The 23047-nt window shown below is 58.1% G+C and carries 21 protein-coding genes; 14 read left to right on the top strand and 7 right to left on the bottom strand.

Annotated elements, in window-relative coordinates:
• Positions 1 to 40 precede the first annotated feature (40 nt).
• The 3 genes from CAG02_RS03815 to CAG02_RS03805 are packed head-to-tail and all read left to right on the top strand — an operon-like array spanning position 41 to position 4279.
• A complete protein-coding gene (locus CAG02_RS03815; RefSeq protein ID WP_085708405.1) occupies positions 41 to 1768 on the top strand; it encodes an amidohydrolase in 1728 nt (575 codons plus the stop codon).
• A 41-nt stretch (positions 1769 to 1809) separates the two neighbouring features.
• Positions 1810 to 2883, top strand: a complete 1074-nt coding sequence (locus CAG02_RS03810; protein ID WP_085708404.1) for a C45 family peptidase — start codon at positions 1810 to 1812, stop codon at positions 2881 to 2883.
• 49 nt (positions 2884 to 2932) lie between these two features.
• Positions 2933 to 4279, top strand: coding sequence for an MFS transporter (locus CAG02_RS03805; RefSeq protein WP_085708403.1), 1347 nt, complete (start codon positions 2933 to 2935; stop codon positions 4277 to 4279).
• Positions 4280 to 4294: 15 nt separating this feature from the next.
• Here CAG02_RS03805 and mntP read toward each other — a convergent pair whose 3' ends face one another.
• The 3 genes from mntP to CAG02_RS03790 all read right to left on the bottom strand — a co-directional run bounded on the left by mntP (position 4295) and on the right by CAG02_RS03790 (position 7123).
• Positions 4295 to 4858 carry a manganese efflux pump MntP gene (mntP, locus tag CAG02_RS03800; protein WP_085708402.1) on the bottom strand — a complete coding sequence of 188 codons (564 nt, stop codon included), beginning with the start codon at positions 4856 to 4858 and terminating at the stop codon, positions 4295 to 4297.
• Between the two features lie 208 nt (positions 4859 to 5066).
• Positions 5067 to 6464, bottom strand: coding sequence for an ATP-binding protein (locus CAG02_RS03795; RefSeq protein ID WP_085708401.1), 1398 nt, complete (start codon positions 6462 to 6464; stop codon positions 5067 to 5069).
• Positions 6461 to 7123: a response regulator gene (locus tag CAG02_RS03790; protein WP_085708400.1), complete on the bottom strand. Its 663-nt coding sequence runs from the start codon at positions 7121 to 7123 to the stop codon at positions 6461 to 6463. Before CAG02_RS03790 ends, CAG02_RS03795 begins: the two co-directional genes overlap by 4 nt.
• 169 nt (positions 7124 to 7292) lie before the next feature.
• Between CAG02_RS03790 and CAG02_RS03785 the strand changes: the two genes are divergently transcribed.
• Genes CAG02_RS03785 through CAG02_RS03765 form a run of 5 tightly spaced genes read left to right on the top strand, consistent with a single transcriptional unit; the run spans position 7293 to position 12090 of the window.
• Positions 7293 to 7559: a PepSY domain-containing protein gene (locus CAG02_RS03785; protein ID WP_085708399.1), complete on the top strand. Its 267-nt coding sequence runs from the start codon at positions 7293 to 7295 to the stop codon at positions 7557 to 7559.
• Positions 7559 to 8104 (top strand): cytochrome b/b6 domain-containing protein, encoded by a 546-nt coding sequence (locus tag CAG02_RS03780; protein WP_085708398.1) that lies wholly within the window; start codon positions 7559 to 7561, stop codon positions 8102 to 8104. The genes CAG02_RS03785 and CAG02_RS03780 overlap by 1 nt, the downstream gene beginning before the upstream one ends.
• Before the next feature lie 51 nt (positions 8105 to 8155).
• Positions 8156 to 9451: an exo-alpha-sialidase gene (locus CAG02_RS03775; protein WP_085708397.1), complete on the top strand. Its 1296-nt coding sequence runs from the start codon at positions 8156 to 8158 to the stop codon at positions 9449 to 9451.
• Positions 9451 to 10053 carry a hypothetical protein gene (locus tag CAG02_RS03770; RefSeq protein WP_085708396.1) on the top strand — a complete coding sequence of 201 codons (603 nt, stop codon included), beginning with the start codon at positions 9451 to 9453 and terminating at the stop codon, positions 10051 to 10053. The genes CAG02_RS03775 and CAG02_RS03770 overlap by 1 nt, the downstream gene beginning before the upstream one ends.
• 3 nt (positions 10054 to 10056) lie before the next feature.
• Positions 10057 to 12090: an LTA synthase family protein gene (locus CAG02_RS03765; RefSeq protein WP_085708395.1), complete on the top strand. Its 2034-nt coding sequence runs from the start codon at positions 10057 to 10059 to the stop codon at positions 12088 to 12090.
• A 46-nt stretch (positions 12091 to 12136) separates the two neighbouring features.
• On the opposite strand, the gene CAG02_RS03760 is transcribed toward CAG02_RS03765, so the two are convergent.
• Positions 12137 to 13819, bottom strand: coding sequence for an MFS transporter (locus CAG02_RS03760; RefSeq protein ID WP_085708394.1), 1683 nt, complete (start codon positions 13817 to 13819; stop codon positions 12137 to 12139).
• 415 nt (positions 13820 to 14234) lie between these two features.
• Between CAG02_RS03760 and CAG02_RS29440 the strand changes: the two genes are divergently transcribed.
• Complete coding sequence (locus CAG02_RS29440) at positions 14235 to 14711, top strand: hypothetical protein (protein ID WP_139831824.1); 477 nt, start codon at positions 14235 to 14237, stop codon at positions 14709 to 14711.
• A gap of 112 nt (positions 14712 to 14823) precedes the next feature.
• Positions 14824 to 15249: a hypothetical protein gene (locus CAG02_RS03755; RefSeq protein ID WP_085708393.1), complete on the top strand. Its 426-nt coding sequence runs from the start codon at positions 14824 to 14826 to the stop codon at positions 15247 to 15249.
• Between the two features lie 335 nt (positions 15250 to 15584).
• Here the strand turns inward: CAG02_RS03755 and CAG02_RS03750 are convergent, their stop codons facing one another.
• On the bottom strand, positions 15585 to 16280 hold the full coding sequence (locus CAG02_RS03750; RefSeq protein WP_085708392.1) for a transposase: 696 nt from the start codon (positions 16278 to 16280) through the stop codon (positions 15585 to 15587).
• A 278-nt stretch (positions 16281 to 16558) separates the two neighbouring features.
• Here CAG02_RS03750 and CAG02_RS03745 point away from each other — a divergent pair, with 278 nt between their 5' ends.
• Positions 16559 to 16783: a hypothetical protein gene (locus CAG02_RS03745; RefSeq protein WP_085708391.1), complete on the top strand. Its 225-nt coding sequence runs from the start codon at positions 16559 to 16561 to the stop codon at positions 16781 to 16783.
• Positions 16784 to 17360: 577 nt separating this feature from the next.
• On the opposite strand, the gene CAG02_RS03740 is transcribed toward CAG02_RS03745, so the two are convergent.
• Positions 17361 to 18080, bottom strand: a complete 720-nt coding sequence (locus CAG02_RS03740; RefSeq protein ID WP_085708390.1) for a transposase — start codon at positions 18078 to 18080, stop codon at positions 17361 to 17363.
• Positions 18081 to 18393: 313 nt separating this feature from the next.
• On the opposite strand from CAG02_RS03740, the gene CAG02_RS03735 reads away from it, so the two are divergent.
• Both CAG02_RS03735 and CAG02_RS03725 read left to right on the top strand, forming a co-directional pair.
• Positions 18394 to 18993, top strand: coding sequence for a hypothetical protein (locus CAG02_RS03735; protein WP_085708389.1), 600 nt, complete (start codon positions 18394 to 18396; stop codon positions 18991 to 18993).
• Between the two features lie 797 nt (positions 18994 to 19790).
• On the top strand, positions 19791 to 20171 hold the full coding sequence (locus tag CAG02_RS03725; protein WP_065261325.1) for a RidA family protein: 381 nt from the start codon (positions 19791 to 19793) through the stop codon (positions 20169 to 20171).
• A gap of 167 nt (positions 20172 to 20338) precedes the next feature.
• Here CAG02_RS03725 and CAG02_RS03720 read toward each other — a convergent pair whose 3' ends face one another.
• Positions 20339 to 20815 carry a hypothetical protein gene (locus CAG02_RS03720; RefSeq protein ID WP_085708387.1) on the bottom strand — a complete coding sequence of 159 codons (477 nt, stop codon included), beginning with the start codon at positions 20813 to 20815 and terminating at the stop codon, positions 20339 to 20341.
• 234 nt (positions 20816 to 21049) lie between these two features.
• On the opposite strand from CAG02_RS03720, the gene CAG02_RS03715 reads away from it, so the two are divergent.
• Entirely contained in the window at positions 21050 to 23038 is a 1989-nt protein-coding gene (locus tag CAG02_RS03715) for a U32 family peptidase (protein ID WP_085708386.1), read from the top strand.
• Positions 23039 to 23047 lie beyond the last annotated feature (9 nt).

Below are 23047 nucleotides of genomic sequence, written 5' to 3'. Positions count from 1 at the left end.
CTAATCTGGCCTCAGCCTAACAAAAATAACGGGAACGCTCATGAAGCAGCTTCTGACCCTGATGGTGTCGTCCGCACTGGCCTGTGCCTCGCTGGAAAGTCTGGCGGCCACCGACCTGATCCTGCACAACGCGAAAATCTACACCGCCGAACCCGGCCAACCGTTGCAGCAGGCCGTCGCCATCGAAGGTGACAAGGTCATAGCGGTCGGCTCGGATGCGCAGGTGCTGCGCCTCAAGACCGCCGATACCCGGATGATCGATCTGGGCGGCAAAGTGGTGATGCCCGGTTTCATCGACTCCCATTCCCACACGATCAAGGGCGGTTTGCAGCTGCTGCAGGCCAATCTCGACGGGCAGATGTTGCCGCTCGATGAGCTGGAATCGCGCTTGCGCCAATGGCGTGAGGACGGCAAGGCCCGGCGCGGCGAATTCCTCAGCGTCGGCGGATTGCCCTCGACTTACTGGAACCAGACCGATGCGCTGGAACAGCGCTTCAATCAGGGCGAGTGGGCCGATCAGCCGTTGTTGCTGCTGGGTTGGGACCTGCACACCGGTTGGGCCAATCAGGCGATGCTCAAACGCGCCGGCATCGATGCTGCGCGCATCCAGGCGCTCAAACCCGAAGAGAAAGACACCCTCGGCCATCACCCGGACGGACAACCGAACGGCTTTATGGTGGACGCTGGCCTCTACCCGGTACAGGCCCTGTTGCCGCCGCCGACCGATGAAGCGCTGCTGGCGGGCGGTCGCGCCGCGCTGGATTACTACAAGAGTCTGGGCATCACCGGGTGGATGGACCCTCTGGCCAACGAACTGCCCGGTGCCGACGTGAAAAACGACTCGCTGGGTGTGCTGCCGACGTACAAGACGCTTTCGGAAAACGGCGAACTCACCGCCCACGTCGCCGCATTGCTGATGGCGGATTCGAAAGCCACGCCTGCGGATCTCGATGAACTGGACAAGGTCCGCCAACAGTTCCTCGGCGTGCACAACCTGACGCTGCCGGGGATCAAGGTGTTCGCCGACGGCGTGGCCGAATCGCCCGCGCAGAGTGCCGCGATGCTGGAGCCCTACAAAAACTCGAAGAAGTCCGGCGAGTTGCTGATCGATCCGGCGCACTTTGGCGAACTGGTCAGCGCCGCCGACGCCCGTGGCTGGCTGGTGCACATCCACGCCATCGGCGACCGCGCGGTACGCGAATCCCTCAACGGCATCGAGCAGGCGCGCAAGGATCGCCAGAGCGGCATCGCTCATTCGATCACCCATCTGCAGATGGTCAACCCGAAAGAATTCGCCCGGTTCAAGGCGTTGAATGTCATTGCCTCGATGCAGATGTACTGGGCCAGTGCCGATGAATCGAGCATGGATCTGGTCAAACCGTACGTCAGCGCCATGGCCTTCATGTACACCTATCCGGCGCGCTCGCTGCTCAAGCAGGGCGCCACCATCGCCGGCGCCAGCGACTGGCCGATCACCACGCCCGAGCCGTGGAAAGCCATCTACCAGGCCGTCAGCCGCAAGGGCCCGAAAGGCGTGCTCAACGCCGCCGAAGACATCGACCGCCAGGTCATGTTCCAGGCCTACACCCTCAATGCCGCCAAGGTCCTGCGCCTGGAAGATCAGATCGGCTCACTCAAACCCGGCAAGCAGGCTGACCTGATCGTGCTCGACCGCGATGTATTCACGGTCGCCCCCGAAGCCCTGCGCGACACTCAGGTGCTCAACACCTTCTTCGCCGGCCGCGAAATCTATCGCCGCCAGCCGTAAGCCGCACTCCGATTACAACGCCAAAAAAAGGAAACCCTTTCGTGAACCTTCATTGCTTCGTCACCGACACCCGCAACCCGCAAACCCGTGGGCACCAGATCGGTGATGCCTTCAGCGCGCAGATTCGCCAGACCGTTGCGCTGTACCTCGACTTTTTCAATCAACTCGACATCCCGCCGCAGCAAGTGCGCGCCATCGGCGAGGCCAGTCTGAAAAGCCTGGAAGACTGGAGCCCGGCACTGGCCGAGGAAGTCGTCGCCATGGCCGAAGGCGCGGATCTGCCGCTGTGGCAACTCGCGGCCCTGAACGCCCGCACCGAAATCCTCGCGGTCATGCCCTCGAATGAAGGCGAATGCTCGACCGCCGTGTTCGCGCCCCATGGCCCGCAGGCGCCGAAAACCATCCAGACCTGGGACTGGCACGACACGCTGGTGCCCAACGGCCTGATCCTGCAGCTGACCACCGACGCCGGGATGACCGTCAAGCTGTTCACCGAATTCGGCATGCTCGGCAAGATCGGCGTGAACAGCGCCGGGCTCGGGCTGCACTTCAACATCCTTCACCATGCCAGCGACAATGGCAGCGGCGGGGTGCCGGTGCACGCGATTGCGCGGCGGATTCTGGAGCAGGCGCGCAGTGTCGATGAGGCCATCGAACTGGCGCGTTCGGCGCGGGTCAGTGCATCCACGGTGCTGACGGTGTTCACTCGCGAAGACTCGAAAATCCGCGCCTGCAGCATCGAGATGTCGCCTGCCGCCACCGCCGTGGTGCTGCCGAGCGCCGAAGGCTGGATCACCCACACCAACCATTTCCTCGACCCGGAGCTGAGCGCTGGCGAACGCACGCCGGACGCCTCGACCACCTACGCGCGCATCGATCACGTCAACGCCTTGCTGACCGGCATGACCGAAGGCGACCTCGTGCGCCGGGCCGATGCCATGTGCGGCGCGGCCGGCGAAGAGGCGCCGATCTGCTTCCATCCCGACCCGAGCATGCCGGCCACCGAGCGCTGGGAAACCTTGCTGACCATCGGCATCGACGCTGAAGACTGCGTGCTCGAATTCGCCGCCGGCAACCCGAAACAGCTGGCGTGCAACGGTTACCAGCGCTTCTGAAACCCTTGCAGCAACGCCCCGAAAAACAACAACAAGAGGAGCACCCCACATGGCCAGTCACCCTGCACGCACGGCGGGTTCACCGTCGGCGCTGAGAACCTTCTTCGTCTCCGGCATGGTCACCGCCCTGGAGTTTTATGACTTCGTGATCTACGGCACCGCCGCCGCGCTGGTGTTCCCCAAGGTGTTTTTCCCGCAGATGGACCCGCTCACCGCGACCCTCGTTGCCTTCGGTGCGTTCGGCGCGGGGTTCTTCGCCCGGCCGTTGGGCGGCATGGTGTTCGGGCATTACGGCGACAAACTCGGCCGGCAGAAAATGCTGGTGATTACCTTGTTGTTGATGGGGCTCAGCACCTTCCTGATCGGCTGCTTGCCGGGTTACGCAACAATCGGCGCAGGCGCGCCGGCGTTGCTGGTGCTGTTGCGACTGGTGCAGGGATTTGCCGCGGGGGGCGAGTGGGGCGGGGCCGCGCTGTTCGGCATCGAATCGGCGCCCGTGGGGCGTCGAGGGTTGTGGGGCAGTTTCACCAGCATGGGCATCGGCATTGGCGGGATTCTCGGCTCAGCCGTGTTCGCCGTGGTCAGCGTGGCGGCGAACGACGACCTTGCCGGGTTTGCCTGGCGCATTCCGTTCTGGCTGGGCGGTGTGCTGGTGCTGGTCGGGCTCTACGCGCGGTTGCAGAAACCGGCGCAGTCGCTGGGCGAGTCGAAGGGACACGGGCGGATGCCGCTGATTGAAGCGTTGCGCGCACGACCTCGGGCCATGCTGCTGTGCACCGGCATCGCGTTTGGCTACGTGACCATCGCCTACATCGGCAGTACGTTCTTTCTGTCCTACGCCACGCAACTGGGTTATGGCAGCACCGATGCACTGATTTTCGACATCGCGTTATCGGTTGCCATCGTCATCACCGCGCCGCTGTTTGCCTTGTTGTCCGACCGGATCGGCCGGCGCAAGGTGATGATCCTCGGCGCGTTCATCATGGCGGCCGGGTTCTTCGTGTTCTTTCCGTTGGTGGGGCTGAAAAGCCTGTTGGTATCGACGTTCGCCTACATCGTGATCGGTGCGTTCATGGGCGCAACGCAGGGGCCGATCCCGGCGTTTCTCGCCGAGCAGTTTCCACGGGACATGCGTTATTCGGGGATGTCGGCGGCGTACCAGATCGGTGCCGCGCTGGGAGGCGGGACGGCGTCGAGTGCGGCCACGGCCATTCTCATTGCCAACAACCACAACGCGTTTGGCGTTGCGGTGTACGGGGCGGTGGCGTTGGGGATCGTGGCGGTCTGCTCGTTCTTCCTCAGGGAAACCGCGCACTTGAGTCTGGAACAAATCGACGCGCCATCGGGCAGCGCGTCGAGCTCTGCGCCGGTGCCGGGGCGTTTGCAAACACCCTGACACCGGCATTCAGAATCAGGCCGACAGGTGTTCGTAGAGAATCGTCGCACCGACGATCATCAGCACCACGCCACCGACGATTTCCGCACGTTTGCCGACCACGGTGCCCAGCACCCGACCCAGCATCACGCCAATGGTGACCATGGTCATGGTCGCCAGGCCAATGGCGGCAGCGGCCACCCAGATGTTCACATCGACAAACGCGAGGCCGACGCCGACAGCCAGCGCGTCGATGCTGGTGGCCACGGCGGTGACAGCAAGAATGAAGAACGAGTGCTGCCCCGGTTTTTCTTCTTCGGCTTCCTCATGCTTGAGGCCGTTGTAGATCATGTGCAGACCCAGCGCGACCAGCAGGGTGAAGGCGATCCAGTGGTCCCAGCTTTCCACCCAGCGAGTGGCGGCCTGGCCGATGAACCAGCCGATGACCGGGGTAATCGCTTCGATGACACCAAAGATCAGACCGGTGCGCAGGGCTTCGGTCAGGCGTGGTTTGTGCAGGCTGGAGCCTTTGCCGATGGCGGCCGCGAAGGCATCCGTGGACATGGCGAGTGCGAGGAAGATCAGGGAAACAGGATTCACGGGCAATACTTCCAGTCGGGCCATGAGTCAACGACACAACCACACGCCCGACTTTCGGCATGGATGTGTCGTCGGTCTCACCAACCCGAAGGTGTTCGCACCACGGCATGTTGCCGAATATGTTGATACGAACGCTTCCGAGGGGCTCGGAAGCAGGTTACTCCCCAACGAAGGCCCGGATCATAGGCAGGCAAACATGAAAATTTCGTTAAATGCCCGGTGCAGGTCCGGTTGATCCCGCAGGGATTCGCAGCTCGGCGCACAACCCGCCTTCAGGCCGGTTGTAGAGCTGCAGGGTGCTGCCGATCTTGCTCACGATCATCTGCACGATGGCCAGTCCCAACCCCGCACCATTGGCGTGGCCCTCGCTGTAGAAGCGTTCGAACAACCGCGCATATTGCTGCTCATCGATACCGGGGCCGGCATCTTCGACGCTGATAGACACCGAACCGCAGGCCTGTGGCTGCACCTGAACCCGCACCTCGCTGCCGGGCGGGGCGAAGTTCAGCGCATTGGTTACCAGATTTTGCAGAGCGATGGCCAACGCCACCGGATCGGTGTCGACCGGGCAGTGATGATCACTGTCGAGGATCAGTTCGACGTCTTTTTCCAGGGCCAGCGGCGTCAGCTCGGCCAGCTCTTCACGGACGAGGGCGGTCAGTTCGACGCGAGCGTTTTGCGGAGATGCCAGACGCGGCTCAATGCGCGCCATGGTCAGCAATTGGCTGGCGATGCGCGTGGCGCGGTCCACGGCGCTGACCAGAAACTCCAGCGCTTCCTCGCGCTGTTGCGGGGTGTTGGCCAACTGCGCGTTCTGCGCATGAATCCGCAGGATCGCCAGTGGCGTGCGCAGCTCGTGGGCGGCGTCGGCGATAAAGCGTCGCTCCCGGGCCAGCAGATTGTCGATCTGTTGCAGCAAGCGGTTGAGCGCGGTCTGCATCGGCTCCAGATCCTGGGGCAGGGGACTCAGGTGCAGCGGTTTCAGGGTGTCGGTGTCGCGGCCGCGAATCGACCGGGCCATGGCCCGCAACGGCTGCAAACCCCAGCCGATGGTCAGCCAGATCAAGATCGCCAGCAGCGGCACGCCGATCAGGCTCGGCCACAGGGTATGGCCGACGATGCGGGTGATCAGGTCCTGGCGGATGTCGTCGCGCTCGCCGACCCAGATCAACAGGCCTTGTCGCGGGTCCTGGAGCAGGAAGGCGCACCAGTCGCGGCCGTTCTCCATCAAGTCATGGGCGCCGAGGGTGGCGGGTGGTGCATCCAGAATCGGCGCTTCGGCCGAGCGCATCAGTAACTGGCCGTCGTTGCGCCAGACCTGAAAGGTCAGCCGCGTCTCGTAGGGATGCGCCGCCTCGCCATCGCCGTCGCCGTCCCGGCTCATTGCTTCGTCGAAGGCCTGATGCAGTCGCTCCCAATCGTTGTCGCCGGGTGCACGCTGGGCCAGCACGCCTTGCAGCAGGCGGGCACTTTGCGCCAGTTGGGCGTCGTAGATTTCTTCGATTTCATGGTGGCTGTAGCGCAACACCGCCCAGCTGATCAGCACATCGCCGAGTAGAACCAGAAACAGCACCGGCAGCAGAATCCGCGCGCGAATCGAGTTCATGGCTTGAGCTCCACGACGTAACCCACGCCGCGCACGGTGCGGATCAGTTCGGCGGAGAGCTTCTTGCGCAGGTTATGGATCAGCACTTCCAGGGTGTTGCTTTCGACCCGTTCCTGCCAGCCGTACAGCGTGCGCGACAGGCGTTCGCGGGTGACGACTTTGCCGGGGCGGGCCATCAGCTGATGCAACAACTGATATTCCATCGGCGTGACCACCACCGTGCTGCCGCGCCAGGTGACTTGCTGGCTGATCGGGTCGAGGCAGACGCCGGCGTGTTCCAGCACCGGTTGCGCACGACCCTGACTGCGCCGCAGCAAGGCACGGATGCGCGCCTTGAGTTCATCGACATCGAATGGCTTGACCAGATAATCGTCAGCGCCGGCGTCCAGCCCGGCGATGCGTTCGGCGGTGCCGTCGCGGGCGGTGAGGATCAGTACCGGCAAATCATGCTGGCCGGCGCGCAATTGTTGCAGCAGCGCCAGGCCGTCGAGCCTTGGCAGTCCGAGGTCAAGCAGCAACAGATCGAAGCTTTCGCTGCGCAACGCATGCAGCGCACTGACGCCATCCTGCAACCAGTCGAGGGTGTAACCCTCATTGCTCAGGGCGACGCGGATGCCCTGGCCGAGGGCGCGGTCATCTTCGACCAGAAGTAGGCGCATGGCATTTTCTCTGTGGGAAATCGGGGCGTGTCCGGCGGCATCATGCCGCTCGCCTTGGTGCCGTGGCAGCCCCTGAACCGGCGAAGATGTTACGACTCGTTGCCAACTAAGCCTTCGTTAAGCTTGGTTTTGCACAGTGAGGCCTTTCCCATCCAGCGAGAGTGCTTCCATGCGCAAACTTGTGCTGTTGTCCCTGATTGTCGCCAGCCCCCTGGCCGTCGCCGGCCCGCAATGCACCACGGCCGAACGTTCGCAGTGGCAGGACCAGAAGGCGTTTCAGGAACAGCTGAAATCCCAGGGTTACGAAATCAGCAAGTTCAAGGTCACCGACGGCAACTGCTACGAGATCTACGGCTTCGACAAGGACAAGCGCAAAGTCGAGATCTACCACGACCCAGTCACTGGCAAAGCGGTGAAAACCGAGATCAAGGGCTGATGCCACGGGATTCCCTGCGCCTGTGGGACCCGGTGGTGCGGGTGTTTCACCTGTCCATCGCCGGGGTCTTTGCCGCCAACTACTTCTTTAATGAAGCCGGTGACGACTGGCATGTCTGGCTCGGTTATTACGCCATGGGCTGGCTGCTGGTGCGTCTGGTGTGGGGATTCGTCGGGCCGCGCAGTGCGCGCTGGTCGGACTTCTGGCCGACGCCGTCACGGCTGGCGGCCCATGCCCGGTCGCTGATCGCCGGGCGGCCCGAGCATCGCCTCGGGCATTCGCCGATCGGCGCACTGGTGATGATCTTGATGCTGCTGGCGATGCTGACCGTCGGCGTCAGTGGCTGGGCCATGGAAGAAATCGATGCCCTGTGGGGCGCCGACTGGCCGCTGCAAGTCCACGAAACCGCCGCCGATGCGTTGCTGGCGTTGGTCATCGTGCACATCGTGGCGGCGCTGTTTGAGAGTGTTCAAGTGCGCGACAACCTGCCGTTGTCGATGCTCACCGGGCGCCGGCGCCGTTTGCCGGACGATCCGGGCCCGTGACAGGGATGTCCTTTCGATGGTTTGCCATCTCGTAACTGCCATGAGCTGCCTATGCGTGCCTTGTCCTTTCGTTTGAAATTCGTTGTCGCCGCGCTCGCCGTGAGCCTGATTTTTATCGCGGCGTGGCGCAGTCACCCGGAGCATGTGCTGGCGCCGTTCGCGGTTGAAACGCCTGCGGTCCGGGTTTCGGCGAATGCGGCGGAACCGATGTACAGCAGCCGTTTCGTGTCCTCGGAACTGGATGATTTCGTGCATTCGTCTTCGCTCACCGCGCTGCCCGGCGGCGACCTGATGGCCGTGTGGTTCGCCGGCTCCCGCGAAGGCGCCGCCGACGTGCAGATCCGCACCGCGCGCTACAACGCCAAAACGGCGGAGTGGGGCGCCGAACAGGTGTTGGCCACCCGCGAATCCACCGTCGCCGGCACCCAGCGCTACATCCGCAAACTCGGCAACCCGGTGATTGCCCTCGCGCCGGACCAGCGTTTGTGGATGTTCTACGTGTCGGTGTCCGTCGGCGGCTGGGCCACCAGCGCGATCAACGTGATGGTCTCCGATGACCTGGGGCGCAGCTGGACGGCGCCGCGACAGCTGATTACCTCGCCGTTCTTCAACATCAGCACCCTGGTGCGTGCCGCTCCGGTGTTCCATGCCGACGGCTCCATTGGCCTGCCGGTGTACCACGAGTTCATGGGCAAGTTCGCCGAGTACCTGTACCTGAGCGCGGACGGTGCGGTGATCGACAAATTCCGCATCAGTCGCGGCAAGCATTCGCTGCAACCGACCATTGTGCCGCAGGACGAGCGCCGCGCCGTGGCGATGCTGCGTTATGCCGGTGAAACCCATCACAAGGTGCTGGCCAGCCGTACCGAAGATGCCGGGCAGACCTGGAGCGAACCCTATCCGCTGGAGCCGGCCAACCCCAACTCATCGCTGGCGGCGGTGGGCACCGCCGATGACGGTTTGCTGGTGGCGCTCAATGACCTGCGCGACGGTCGATTCAAGCTCAGCCTGTACGGCACCGATGCCAATCTCAACGACTGGCGCAACGTGATCGAACTCGACCAGTCCCCCGATCCCCTCGGCCAGCCGTTTTCGCCCGAGGCCTACAAGGCAATCATCGGCGAAGGCTTTCGCGCCTCCAGCGGCGCCCAGCGTTTGCCGTTGGAACAACGTTTCCTGAGCAACCTCGACTACCGCGTGTGCAAGCCCGAAGGCTGTGAATTCGAGTACGAATACCCGTATTTCAGCCGTGGCAGCGATGGCCTGTATCACCTGGTTTATTCCTGGAACAACACCTTTATCAAACATGTCAGCTTCAACGATGCCTGGCTGGCGGAGCGCCTGTGATGCTGTTTCTCTGGCAAGCCCATTTGAGTTTCATCCTGCTCGGTTTTGTTTTGCTGGGTTCCTTTCAATTCACCCGGCGCTGGCGTCCGTGGTTGTTGCCGGCGCTGGCGCTGGTCAGCTTCATTCCGCTGGGCGGCCTGCCGCTGGCGGCGTATGTGCGCAGCTTCACCGATGACCTGGCGATTACCACGCTGGTGTTTCTGGGCTGGGCCGCGTTGTTGCGCCTCGGTGTGGTTCCTCAACTGAAACCGCTGACACGGGGCCAGATTCTGGGACTGTTCGTGGTGCTGACGGCGCTGTTGTACCCGGCGACGATGGGCCTGACCTATGTCGATCCTTATCGCTGGGGCTTCAATCCACGGCCGATGATCGTGGTGATCGGTCTGGCGACTTTGGCACTGCTGTGGCTGCGTAACACGCTGGGCGTGGCGATGCTGGCGCTGGCCACGTTGGCGTTCGCACTGCGCCTCAAGCCTTCGGAAAACTACTGGGATTACCTGATCGACCCTTTGCTGGCGGGTTATTGCCTGATCGCCGGATTTGGACTTTGCATTAAGACCGCGTGGCAATTCCTGCCATCTCAACGAACAACACAGAGGTAAACGATGGGGTGGTTGCAATCGCGTCGCCTGCGCTATGGCGTGGGCGCGACAGGTTTGGCGTTTCTGCTGTTTGCGTTGCTGCGGCTGGTGTTCTTGATCGGGTTTTCCGGGGTGGATGCCGCGCAGTTCTTTGCCGACCCGCAATGGCTGCAAACCCTGGGCATCGGCTTTCGTTTCGATCTGAGGCTGGCGCTGTTGCTGGTGCTGCCATTGGCGGTGCTGGCGTGGCTGCCGCGCTGGAATCTGACCACGGTGCCGCTATTGCGCGGCGTGGCCCGGGTTTATCTGTTGCTGGCATTGGGGCTGATCGGTCTGGTGTACATCATCGACTTTGGCCATTACGCCTACCTCGGCGTGCGGATCAACGCCACGGTGCTGCGTTATCTGGAGGATGCGCAGATTTCGCAGCAGATGGTTTGGGAAACCTATCCGGTACTGTGGATTGCGTTGGGCTGGCTCGCGGTTTTGGCGCTGTGGTTCTACGGTTTTGTGCGCCTTGAACGATTGACGCTGGCCCGTGAACCTCAAGTGATTCGCCGCAGCTCAGTCGTCGTGGGCGCAGGGCTCGGCGTGATGGCCGTCCTGCTGGCGCTGTTGGGCCGGGTCGACAAGCTCAACCTGGAAAACCCGGTGCCGCTGCGCTGGAGCGATGCGTTCTTTTCCGGCAACGGACAGATTGCCGCCGTGGGCCTGAACCCGGTGCTGTTCCTCTACGACACGCTCAAGGCCGGGCAGGCGCAGTTCGACGAGGCGCAGGTGCGGGCGCATTACCCGGTGATTTCCCGTTATCTGGGGGTGGATCGGCCGGATGTGCAAAACCTCACATTTGAGCGTCAGCAATCCGTGCAGCCTTATCGCGTCGCGGGTGAGCGGGCGCCGAACGTGATGTTTGTCATGCTCGAATCCCTCGGCACCAGCGCGGTGGGTGCCTATGGCAACCCGTTGAACCCGACGCCAAATCTTGATCGCCTGGCCAGTGAGAGCTGGTTCTTCAAACACTTCTACGTCCCGGTCACGGGCACCGCGAAAACCGTGTGGGCGAGCATCACCGGCGTCCCCGACGTCACCCGGCAGGAGACCGCCACCCGCCATCCGCTGATCACCAACCAGCACACGCTGATCAATGCCTTCACTGATTACCAGAAGCTCTACATGATCGGTGGTAACGCCGGTTGGGCCAACATCAATGCGCTGATCCAGCAAAGCATCGACGGCGTGCGTCTGTACGAAGAGCGCGACTGGCGTTCGCCTCGGGTCGATGTGTGGGGGATTTCCGATCTGGACCTGTTCAAGGAAGGCGACGAGATTCTGCGTGCACTGCCCAAGGACAAACCGTTCTTCGCCTACGTGCAAACCTCGGGCAATCACCGGCCGTTCACCATTCCAAAGGAAAACGACGGCTTCGAAGTCAGCAATCTGACGCTGGAGCAGGTTCAAAACGCCGGCTCACGCAGCGTCGAGCAATACAACGCGGTGCGCCTGCTGGACTTCAACATCGGTCGCCTGATGGAACTGGCCAAGGCCGGCGGCTACTACGACAACACGATTTTTGTGTTCTTCGGCGACCACAACACGCGCATCAGCCGCATCCCGCACATGCCGCCGGCCTTCGAACAGCTGGGGCTGGAAAGCAACCATGTGCCGATGCTGATTCATGCGCCGGGGCTGCTGAAACCCAAGGTGATTGAAGAGGCGGTGGGGCTCGCGGATCTGCTACCGACAGTGGCGGGCATGGCTGGAGTGGCTTTCGACAACCGCGCCATGGGCCGCGACCTGCAGCAACCGGCGCCCGAAGGCGAGCGGGTGGTGCCATTGGTGTTGCGCGAAGGGACATTCCCGCTGATCGGCGGGGTGACCAAGGATCACTTGCTGCAGATGCAACACGACGGCAGTGCGCCGACGTTGCATGACCTGAAATCGGCGACACCACTGGAGAACGTCGCCGATGCACATCCCGAAGAATTTCAGCGACTGGTCGAGCTGACCCGAGGGCTGCACGAAAGCGCACGGCTGATGCTGTATCGCAACGTGCGTTGAAACGAGCGGCGGCCCTCTCTCTCGATGAAAGAGGGCCGCCCCGGTTTCAGGTGTGATGGATGTCGCGATCCTTGGTTTCCGGCATGAAGAAGATGCCGAGAATCGCCGTCATCACCGCGATGACAATCGGGTACCACAGGCCGTAATAGATATCCCCGGTGGCCGCGACCATCGCAAACGCCACCGTCGGCAGGAACCCGCCGAACCAGCCGTTGCCGATGTGGTAGGGCAGCGACATCGAGGTGTAGCGGATGCGCGCCGGGAACAGCTCGACCAGCCACGCCGCAATCGGGCCGTAGACCATGGTCACGTAGATCACCAGCACGGTCAGCAGCAGCAAGACCATCGGGTAATTGGTCTTGGCCGGATCAGCCTTTTCCGGGTAACCGGCTTCTTTCAGTGCGGTGCCGAGGCTGGCGGTGAAGGCGTCGTTGCGGGTCTTGAAATCGGCGGCCGGCATGGCGGTGCCTTCGAAACTTTCGATGACCTTGTCGCCAATGCGTACCTGGGCCACGGTGCCCGGTTCCGCCACCACGTTTTCGTACGGGATCGCCCGTTTGGCCAGGATGGTCTTCGCCAGATCGCAGGAGCTGGTGAATTTGGCCTTGCCCACCGGATCGAACTGGAACGAACACTGGTCAGGGCTGGCGACCACTTTGACCGGGTTCTTTTCCTGGGCGATGAACACGTCGGGGTTACCGTACTGGGTCAGCGCGTGGAAGATCGGGAAGTAGGTCACCGCCGCCAGAATGCACCCGGCCATGATGATGCCCTTGCGCCCGATGCGGTCGGACAGGCTGCCGAAAATCACGAAGAACGGCGTGCCGATCAGCAGCGAGCCGGCGATCAGCAGGTTGGCGGTCTGCGGGTCGATCTTCAGGGTTTGCAGCAGGAAAAACAGCGCGTAGAACTGCCCGGTGTACCAGACCACCGCTTGCCCGGCGGTGCCGCCGAGCAGGGCCATGATCACGATTTTCAGGTTGTCCCAACGGGCGAAGGATTCGGTCAGCGGCGCCTTCGAGGCCTTGCCTTCGGCCTTCATCTTCATGAATACCGGCGACTCGTTGAGTTGCAGGCGGATGTACACCGACACCGCCAGCAGCAGGATCGACAACAGGAACGGAATCCGCCAGCCCCACGCCTCGAACGCCTCGGTGCCCAGCGCGGTGCGGCAGGCCAGAATCACCAGCAGCGACAGAAACAGCCCGAGCGTCGCCGTGGTCTGAATCCACGATGTGAAATACCCGCGTTTGCCCTTCGGCGCATGCTCGGCCACATAAGTCGCCGCGCCGCCGTATTCACCGCCCAGCGCCAGACCTTGCAGCAATCGCAGGGTAATCAGAATGATCGGCGCCGCGACCCCGATGGTCGCGTAGCCGGGCAGGAATCCCACAATCGCCGTCGACACACCCATGATCACAATCGTGATCAGAAACGTGTGCTTGCGCCCGATCATGTCGCCCAACCGCCCGAACACCACCGCCCCAAATGGCCGCACCGCAAAACCGGCGGCGAAGGCAAGCAGGGCGAAGATGAACGACGTGGTCTCGTTGACCCCGGCAAAGAAGTGCTTGGCGATGATCGCGGCGAGCGAGCCGTAGAGGTAGAAGTCGTACCACTCGAAGACCGTGCCGAGGGACGAAGCGAAGATGACCTTGCGCTCCTCCTTGCTGACACTGTGGTGCGGATGCGGCGCACTGCCGGTGGACATGCTGTCGAGTACGGCCATGGGGGTTCTCCGTCGTGCTTGTTGTTATAGGCCGGAGCACTTCATCAACGTCGCGTACCCGTGGCCTTTGGCTGATGCTGGAGCAGGTGATTCGTGGAGCGTGCACAGACTCTCGACCTCGCGGGAGGGCGGGGTTTCTTTGAGCATAATTGGGATTGGGGGGATATCCAGTGGGGGGCGCTGGGTGTGGTCGAAGTGAGGCTGGATTGGCTGGTTCTGGGAGGGAATGAGTTAAATGAGTTTGCGTTCGTGGATTTATAGTTATTTGGAGTTTTTGTTGTTCTAAATAAGTATTAAAAACTGTCATTTCTATCAGGTGTGGTTTTAGGCTTTTATGTCGATAATTTTCTGGTGGATGGGCCGGAAAATAAATCTGTCCCCTTTGATTTGCTTTGATTTGAAAAAGGAAGCCGTCATGGAAAACCAAACCATCAAGATAGTCTTCGCAAAGGCCGAACGGATAACTGCGGTCGTACAAACCAACCGAGGGCCAAAGTCATTTCGAGGCCCAATAAGAGAACTGGACATCGCCAGCCAGCGCGTGAGGATATTGCGTGATGAATCGCAAACAGAAGAAAGCTTTGAAACGAAAGACATACTAGCAGTAGAACTCTTGCCGGATTTTTTGTCTACTGCTTTAGTCCATTCAACCAGCAGGTTCTACAATGATGGCAACGGAAACTTTTCAATGCACAACCCTTTTGACAACCCACCACCAATGATAAAACCAGGCCCTCAGAACGTGTCAAATTCGAAAATAGACAGACTTGTCAATACTATTAATGATCGACTTGTTATAGCTAACAATTCTTTCTTCGCTTATAGTGAATCTGAGTATAGTCTTATTGGTGCTGTACTTTATGTTGAGCTGCTGAGCAGCCTAGATCGTTAGGAATAATTCAGCACGCCTTCATTTTTCCATAGGTAGGATAAAAAACCAAAGCCCTTCCTTTCTTCATCCTCCTTTTCAAGCTTGCCTAAAGTCTCATGCAGGAATGTTCATCATGGTCGCATACGTCATCACAGCACCCGCCGTGCCCTATTATTATACGGACATGGAAAAAGCAGACCCTATCCTAGGATTCAACATGCGGGACCCAAATAACGTAGCTTATTCGATTTACAATAAGAATTTTGCAAAGTTTCAAAAATTCAGAGGCTTCAGCCTGCTTATGGATGCGGCACTCAATAGTCAGCCAGGAGACACATTCACCTACTATATCGATAACCTGACAACAGGTGCTCAGGCCTATGGCTCTACTTTCACGATGGCCGTGACAAACAGTACTCGCATCCGGATATATATCACTGAAGCAGAAATGGCAAAGCTCGACCAAGGCCAAATTGAGTGCTACGGATCTCTGGATTCACCATCGACCAATAGTGTTTATGTAATAGGTTCAACATTTCTGGAGCTAAGAAAGCCTTAGTCGTAAATCAAAGGGGGCAGATTTATTTAAATCAAAAGAAATCAAAGGGGGCAGATTTATTTAAATCAAAAGGGGACAGATTTGAATGGCACTTACTTAGCAGCTAAAGAATCAAAAGGGGACGGATTTATTTAATTGTCCCCTTTTGACGTTAAGCAGTTTTCTCTGGCCGTCCACGCTCTCTGAAATGAATTCTTCGTCCGGTGATTCTCTCGATTTCGTCGACGAATTTCATGTTGCCAGTCAGTTGCCCCCGCTGAACTGCACCCCTTATGAGTTCCAATTCATTTGAACAATCAAAGGGGACAGATTTATTTAATCGCCCCCTTTTGACGTCAAGCTGTTTTTTTTGGCCGTCCTCGCTCTCTGAATTGAATGCGTCTACCGGTGATTTTCTCGATTTCGCCGACGAATCTGATGTTTCCAGTCAGTTGACCCCGTTGAAGTGCACCTCTTATTAGTTGCAATTCATTGGTGGGTGTCGCCATCTCAACAAACGATTTATAGCGTTCACGCCGTTTGGTATCCGTAGGCCCTAGCTCCAGAAAGCAGGGATCTTTGTCCAGCCATGTGGATTCAGAAAAATCGCACAGGCGCAGAGCGAAACTTGACCAGCGATAATCTTCTGCACGCGCCACCATCCGGGCTCGCACGGGGTTTAACTCGATGTAGCGACTGCAAGCCAATAGATAGGTGTCGGACTGAACGACGCTGGATTTGTAGCGGCTTTCCCATAGCGTGCCACTCCGCCCTTCAATCTTGTTGCGATACCGGGTCATCCGCCCGGCGAGGGCTTTCATGAGCTGTCCAAGGCTGGACGTTGATTCCCCTGGGGCAAGCAGTAAGTGGACATGGTTGCTCATCAAGCAGTAGGCATAAACTTTTATACCTAATGCTTCTTTGAGTTCGCGCAGGTCAAAGAGGTAGCGCTCAAAGTCTGCTGGCTCGGCGAAAACGACCTGCCTGTTGTGGCCGCGCTGCACGATGTGGTGCGGGTAGTGGGGTAGCACGATGCGTCCGGTTCTGGGCATGAGTCTTCCTACGTCCTTGTTTTGACGGGGGAAGTTTAGAAGGTGACGAGGCTGAAGCAGGTGGGATGTGTCAGAGAATGTATCTGCCGAAGCTAAGCCAATAAATTAAATAAGCCAGAATCCGCTGCCTCTTATAATCGTACAGGGCTTTGGTTGTTCTGAATCAGTATTAAAAACTGTTATTTCTATCAGGTGTGTTTGTGGGTTTTTGTGTTGATACTTTGCTTGTAGGTGCGCAGAAAATAAATCTGTCCCCTTTGAATTAAAGGAGAGATAGTATGGCTCGCGAAGTGGGTAAGAGGTATTTGACTACGACTTTTTCTGGATATAGAACAAAGGAGGATCTTGAGGCGTACTTGAAGCTGAATGGTGGTTCCTACGTAGAGGTTGAGGCGAAAGGTTCGGATTTTGTCGGTTATTATGAGGATTTGAACGGGGATCTTTACGATCCTATAGGTCAGGCACTCGGAAGAATAGTAGAGAACAGTGACAAATTTATTTAATTAAACAATCAAAAGAAATCAAAGATAAATCAAAAGAATCAAAAGGGGGGGCAGATTTGTTTAATCATCCCCATTTTGATGTTAGTTGGTAGCTAGCGGAAACTTTGCCACTGAATTATTCCGTCGGAACGACTTTATCCAGCCCCCGATTCACCGCCAGCTCCGCCAGCATCACAACCTGCGCAATACCCTGTGATCAAAGGGGACAGATTTATTTAATAGAAATCAAAAGGGGACAGATTTATTTTCAAAAGGGGGCAGATTTATTTAATCGCCCCCTTTTGACATTAAACGCTTTTTTCTGGCCGTCCTCGCTCTCTGAATTGAATGCGTCTCCCGGTGATTTTTTCGATTTGGTCGACGAATTTCATGTTGCCAGTCAGTTGGCCACGCTGTAGCGCACCCCTGATGAGTTGCAATTCATTGGTGGACGTAGCCATTTCAACAAATGACTTATAGCGTTCGCGCCTGATGGCATCGTTAGGTCCTAGCTCCAGGAAGCAAGGATCTTTGTCCAGCCAGGTGTTTTCTGAAAAGTCATTCAATTGAGTCAAAAGGGAGTCAATAGGGGACAGATTTATTTAATCGTCCCCTGTTGACGTTGAGCACTTTTCTCTGGCCGGCCCCGCTCTCTGAATTGAATGCGTCTCCCGGTGATTTTCTCGATTTCGTCGACGAATCTCATGTTGCCAGTCAGTTGCCCTCGCTGAAGTGCACCCCTTATGAGTTCCAATTCATTTGAGGGCGTAGTCACCTCGACAAACGACTTGTAACGTTCACGCCGTATGGCCTCGGTAGGTCCAAGCTCCAGGAAGCAAGGATCCATATCCAGCCATGTGGTTTTCGAGAAGTCGTGCAGGCGTAGTGCAAAACTCGACCAACGATAGTCTTCTGCACGCGCCACCATGCGGGCTCGCACGGGGTTTAACTCGATGTAGCGACTGCATGCCAATAGATAGGTGTCGGATTGAACAACGCTGGATTTGTAGCGGCTTTCCCATAGCGTGCCGGTCCGCCCCTCTATCTTGTTGCGATATCGCGTCATCCGCCCGGCGAGGGCTTTCATGAGTTGTCCAAGGTTGGACGTTGTTTCCCCAGGGGCGAGAAGCAAGTGGACATGATTGGTCATTAGGCAGTAGGCAAAAACTTTTATACCTAATGCTTCCTTGAGCTCGCGCAGGTCAGAGAGGTAGCGCTCGAAATCCGCTGGTTCTGCGAAAACGACCTGCCTGTTGTGGCCGCGCTGCACGATATGGTGCGGGTAGTGGGGTAACACGATGCGTCCCGTCCTGGGCATGGGTATTCCTACGTCCTTGTTTTGACGGATGGAGTTTAGAAGGTGGCGAGGCTGAGGCTGGCGGGATGTGTCAGAGGATGTATCCGCTTGGGCTGAGTTGACTCATTAAATAAGTCTGCGTTATTTGCTTTTTATGGTTTTTCGGTGTTTTAGTTATTCTGAATGAATATTAAAAACTGTCATTTTTGTCAGGTGTGATTGCAGGTGTTTGTGTTGATACTTTTCTTGTGAATGGGCAAAGAAAATAAATCTGTCCCCTTTGTTTGTCCCCTTTGTTTTTTTGATTTTGGTTTTTTGTTGAGTAGGAGTTTCAATGATGGGTACTTTGAGTGAGTTTCTTCAGAGGAACTTGGATGATAGAAATGGTTCCGAATTCTTCATGCCGGCTTTGAAAGTCGCTGTACGTGGGCCTACAAGTTTCGTAGTTACAGGCACTATCGAAAAAGGCAGTATTTCAGCTGGGGATACAGTTGAAATAATCGGACGTAATTCCCCCCAGCAGGTACTGTGCCGAAAAGTTACATCAATCCCCAGTAGTGAGAATAGTGGGATTGTTGAGATCAGTTTAATAGGCGATGCGGAAATTTCTGTCGGTGATGTCTTGGCAACGCCAGGGACTGTGAAGATGCTCAGGGAACTGGTCGCAGATGTTTACGTTCTTCGAGAGGACGAAGGTGGTGCAGGAGAGCCGTTGAATAAAAACACGCCTATCCAGGCAAGATTTCGAGCGGTAGATGTTAGTGGGAGCATTGAATTTCCAAGTGGTGCCGAGATGGTGATGCCGGGAGATAATTTATCTGTGGTTGTGACGTTGATTAGCCCTGTTGCAATGGACGAAGGTCTCCGTTTTGCCATTAGGAAGGGCAGGAAGGATGTTGCTGTCGGTTTAGTAAGGCGGAAAAGTGAATCTTGATTGCCAATAGGCGCAGAGGACGAATGCGTGGGTGTTGTCGATTTTTGAACCAAAAGGTAACCAAAAGGGGACAGATTAATTTAATCGTCCTTGAAGAGGTGGAAGCTTGAGTATTAGGTGGAGTTGAGTTGTAAAGAGCTGCTGTCGAACGGGGCAAAAAATAAATCTGTCCCCTTTGATTTTGTTGGCGGCTTCGTTGAATCTCTTGGAGTCAGGGCATTCGTAGGGGGACGTTGGGTCGGTGATGCTGGCCGGTTCGGTGACCGGGGGATTTGGAGTTGCTTTGAACATTGAGTCTTCCTTCTATCAATAGAGCTGCAACCATCTCGCTACTAAACGAAGGGGTGGCAGCTGTGCGCAAGTTAGTAGACCGGCAGAAGACTCAAACCCGGCGCATCCGAAGATGCCATGCGCACAGCCACCATCAAGAGCAGGCGGACGCCTGATTGAATACGCTTGTGCAAACCGTAAGTCTTCTAAGCCGGGCTACTAAACCCGATCACTGCGAATCAGTGACCCGATCCAAGTTACCGGCCGACCCCAAGGCGCACAAGCCGGCGGATTCTGGCGTAGCCGTAGGCTCTGGCGCAAGGATTTGTGGGCAATTGCGCGTAACTCCAGGTGTCTTTAAACACACGCATCGAAAAGTGTTTATCGGCCCACAAAACACACTGAAACATCCGTCAGCAACCACCCCGAAAACCGCCATGGCTTCAATCCCGCCGCCGTGTCTGTAAACTGGCCGCCCGAAACGGCGCGCGATGGCGCCGTCCTCACTGCCAGCGAAGGACTTTCCCATGGCCAACCAAGACATCACCTACACCCCGGATCCGGATGCAGACTCGATCTCTTCGGACGTGACCGAATTCAACGGCATCCTGATGTCGACCCAGATTCCGACCCGTGCCGACGGCAGCCTGGAGCTGGGTGACGTCACCGCGCAAAGCGAATGCACGTTGCAGGCGCTGAAAGTGGCGCTGGAAAAGGCCGGCAGCTCGATGGACCGCGTGTTGCACCTGACCATTTATCTGACCGACATGGCTGATCGCGCAGCCTTCAACGAGGTGTACAAGCGCTTCTTCGCCAAGCCATGGCCGGTGCGTGCGGCGGTTGGCGTGGCGGCGCTGGCGGTTGAAGGGATGAAGGTGGAAGTGACTGCAATGGCTGCCAAGGCCTGATTCAATCTTTGTTACAACAGGTTGGTGCTGTCCGTTATGACAACGGAATACCGACCGTTGATCTGCCGAAGACAACTTTGTAGTACCCGCTGACCTGCAATAGAGCACACGCCAAACACGGTTATCCAGGTTTGGCTGTGCCGGGACTTCTATCATTCAGGTTCTCACTAAAGCGGATCAGTGGCGTTGAGGAAAGCCTCTCCTATGACCTGATGCTCTGTTGTCTGACCGTCAAATGTGAAGAGGACGCTCGTCTTGAATGTGGCCGAAATAGTTTCCTGTTTATCGTCTCTTTTGAATGTGATTTCCCCACCTTTTGCGTGCAATATCTGACCGCCGGCAATGACCGACATCGAAACACCCCTTTGAGCTTCAGCAATTGGGTGTGTTCCATCTTCTATTGATTTCGGTATGTTGATCCCGATTTGCACAAGATAGTCGAGGTCGCTGTTTAGGCCGAAAAGTCCAAGAGTGTTGGCATTCAATGCCTTATAGGTAAAACGATCGGCTACAAATTTTTTCTCTACCATCGGCATTGGTGGAGCAAATTTGGCGATGAATACATCACTGGTCCCTGAATGACCATCGAGGGGCTTCACTGTTTTTTCGTTGATATTAAGTGCCTTGTAATATTCTGCGTCCATCATCGAGTACCTTTGTCATGGGTGGGCAAATGGAACAGGCGCCGCAATACACTAAAGTGCCTTGCGGAAAGCGTGCTTCATATAATCCGACTTAACAACTGACAGAACTTACAGTTATGCCGTCCCTAAAATAGTGATAGGGACTTCCTGCATCACATCGGCCCATGGGTGCCGGTCAGGCCTTTCGCAGGTACAATGCGCGCCTCAACCGTGACAGCCTGACTAAAAAAACATATGTCCTTGCCCAAACATCACCTGGAACTGCTCAGCCCCGCCCGTGACGTGGCCATCGCCCGCGAGGCCATCCTGCATGGCGCCGACGCGGTGTACATCGGCGGCCCGAGCTTCGGGGCGCGCCACAACGCGTGCAACGAGGTGAGCGAAATCGCCGAACTGGTGGAATTTGCCCGTCGCTATCACGCGCGCATCTTCACCACCATCAACACCATCCTGCACGACAACGAACTGGAGCCGGCGCGCAAGCTGATCCATCAGTTGTACGACGCCGGCGTCGATGCGCTGATCGTCCAGGACCTGGGCGTGATGGAGCTGGACATTCCACCCATCGAGCTGCACGCCAGCACCCAGACCGACATCCGCACCCTTGAGCGGGCCAAGTTCCTCGATCAGGCCGGTTTCTCGCAACTGGTACTGGCCCGTGAACTGAACCTCAAGGAAATCCGCGCGATCGCCGATGAGACCGATGCCGCCATCGAGTTCTTCATTCACGGCGCGTTGTGCGTGGCGTTTTCCGGTCAGTGCAATATTTCCCACGCGCAGACCGGGCGCAGCGCCAACCGTGGCGACTGCTCCCAGGCCTGCCGTCTGCCGTACACCCTGAAAGACGAAAAGGGTGGCGTGATCGCCTACGAAAAACACCTGCTGTCGATGAAGGACAACAACCAGAGCGCCAACATCCGCGCGCTGGTCGAGGCCGGTGTGCGTTCGTTCAAGATCGAAGGTCGCTACAAGGACATGGGCTATGTGAAGAACATCACCGCCTATTACCGCCAGCGCCTGGACGACGTGCTCAACGACCGTCCGGACCTGGCCCGCGCCTCCAGCGGCCGCACCGCGCATTTCTTCATGCCGGACCCGGAAAAGACCTTCCACCGTGGCAGCACCGACTACTTCGTCAGCGAGCGCAAGATCGACATCGGCGCGTTCGATTCGCCGACCTTCACCGGTCTGGCGGTGGGCACGGTCGAGAAAGTCGGCAAGCGTGACATGCAAGTGATCACCCACGAGCCGCTGTCCAACGGCGACGGCCTCAACGTGCTGGTCAAACGCGAAGTGGTGGGTTTCCGCGCCAACATCGCCGAAGCGAAGGGCGAGTTCGAGGAAGAAGGCGAGAAGCGCTACCGCTACCGCGTCGAGCCGAACGAAATGCCGGAAGGCCTGTACAAGCTGCGCCCGAATCACCCGCTGAACCGCAACCTCGACCACAACTGGCAGCAGGCCTTGCTCAAGACCTCCGCCGAGCGTCGTATCGGCGTCAGCTGGCTGGCGAAGCTGCGTGAAGAGCGTCTGGAACTGACCGTGACCAGCGAAGAGGGCATCAGCGCCAGCGTTGCGCTGGACGGCCCGTTCGGCGTCGCCAACAAACCGGAGCAGGCGCTGGACACCTTGCACGATCTGCTCGGCCAGCTCGGCACCACCGAGTACCACGCGACCTCGATCAAACTGGATGCGCCGCAAGCGTTCTTCATCCCGAACTCGCAGCTCAAGTCGTTGCGCCGTGAAGTGATCGAAGCGCTGACCGCCGCCCGCGTTGCCGCCCACCCACGCGGTTCGCGCAAGGCCGAGACCACGCCTCCGCCGGTGTACCCGGAAGCGCATCTGTCGTTCCTGGCCAACGTCTACAACCAGAAGGCCCGCGACTTCTACCACCGTCACGGCGTGAAGCTGATCGACGCGGCGTACGAAGCCCACGAAGAGGCGGGCGAAGTGCCGGTGATGATCACCAAGCACTGCCTGCGGTTCTCCTTCAACCTGTGCCCGAAACAGGCCAAAGGCGTGACCGGCGTGAAGACCAAAGTTGCGCCGATGCAGCTGATTCACGGCGATGAAGTGCTGACCCTGAAGTTCGACTGCAAACCGTGCGAGATGCACGTGATCGGCAAGATGAAGGGTCACATCCTGAACCTGCCGCAGCCGGGCAGTGTGGTGGGGCATATCAGCCCTGAAGACCTGATGAAGACCATTCCTCGGGCGCCGCACTAATTTGCAGGT

The sequence above is a fragment of the Pseudomonas sp. R43(2017) genome (genome assembly GCF_002112345.1).
GTDB classification, from domain to species: Bacteria; Pseudomonadota; Gammaproteobacteria; order Pseudomonadales; family Pseudomonadaceae; genus Aquipseudomonas; species Aquipseudomonas kribbensis.
This window is presented reverse-complemented; position numbering and strand designations above follow the sequence as displayed.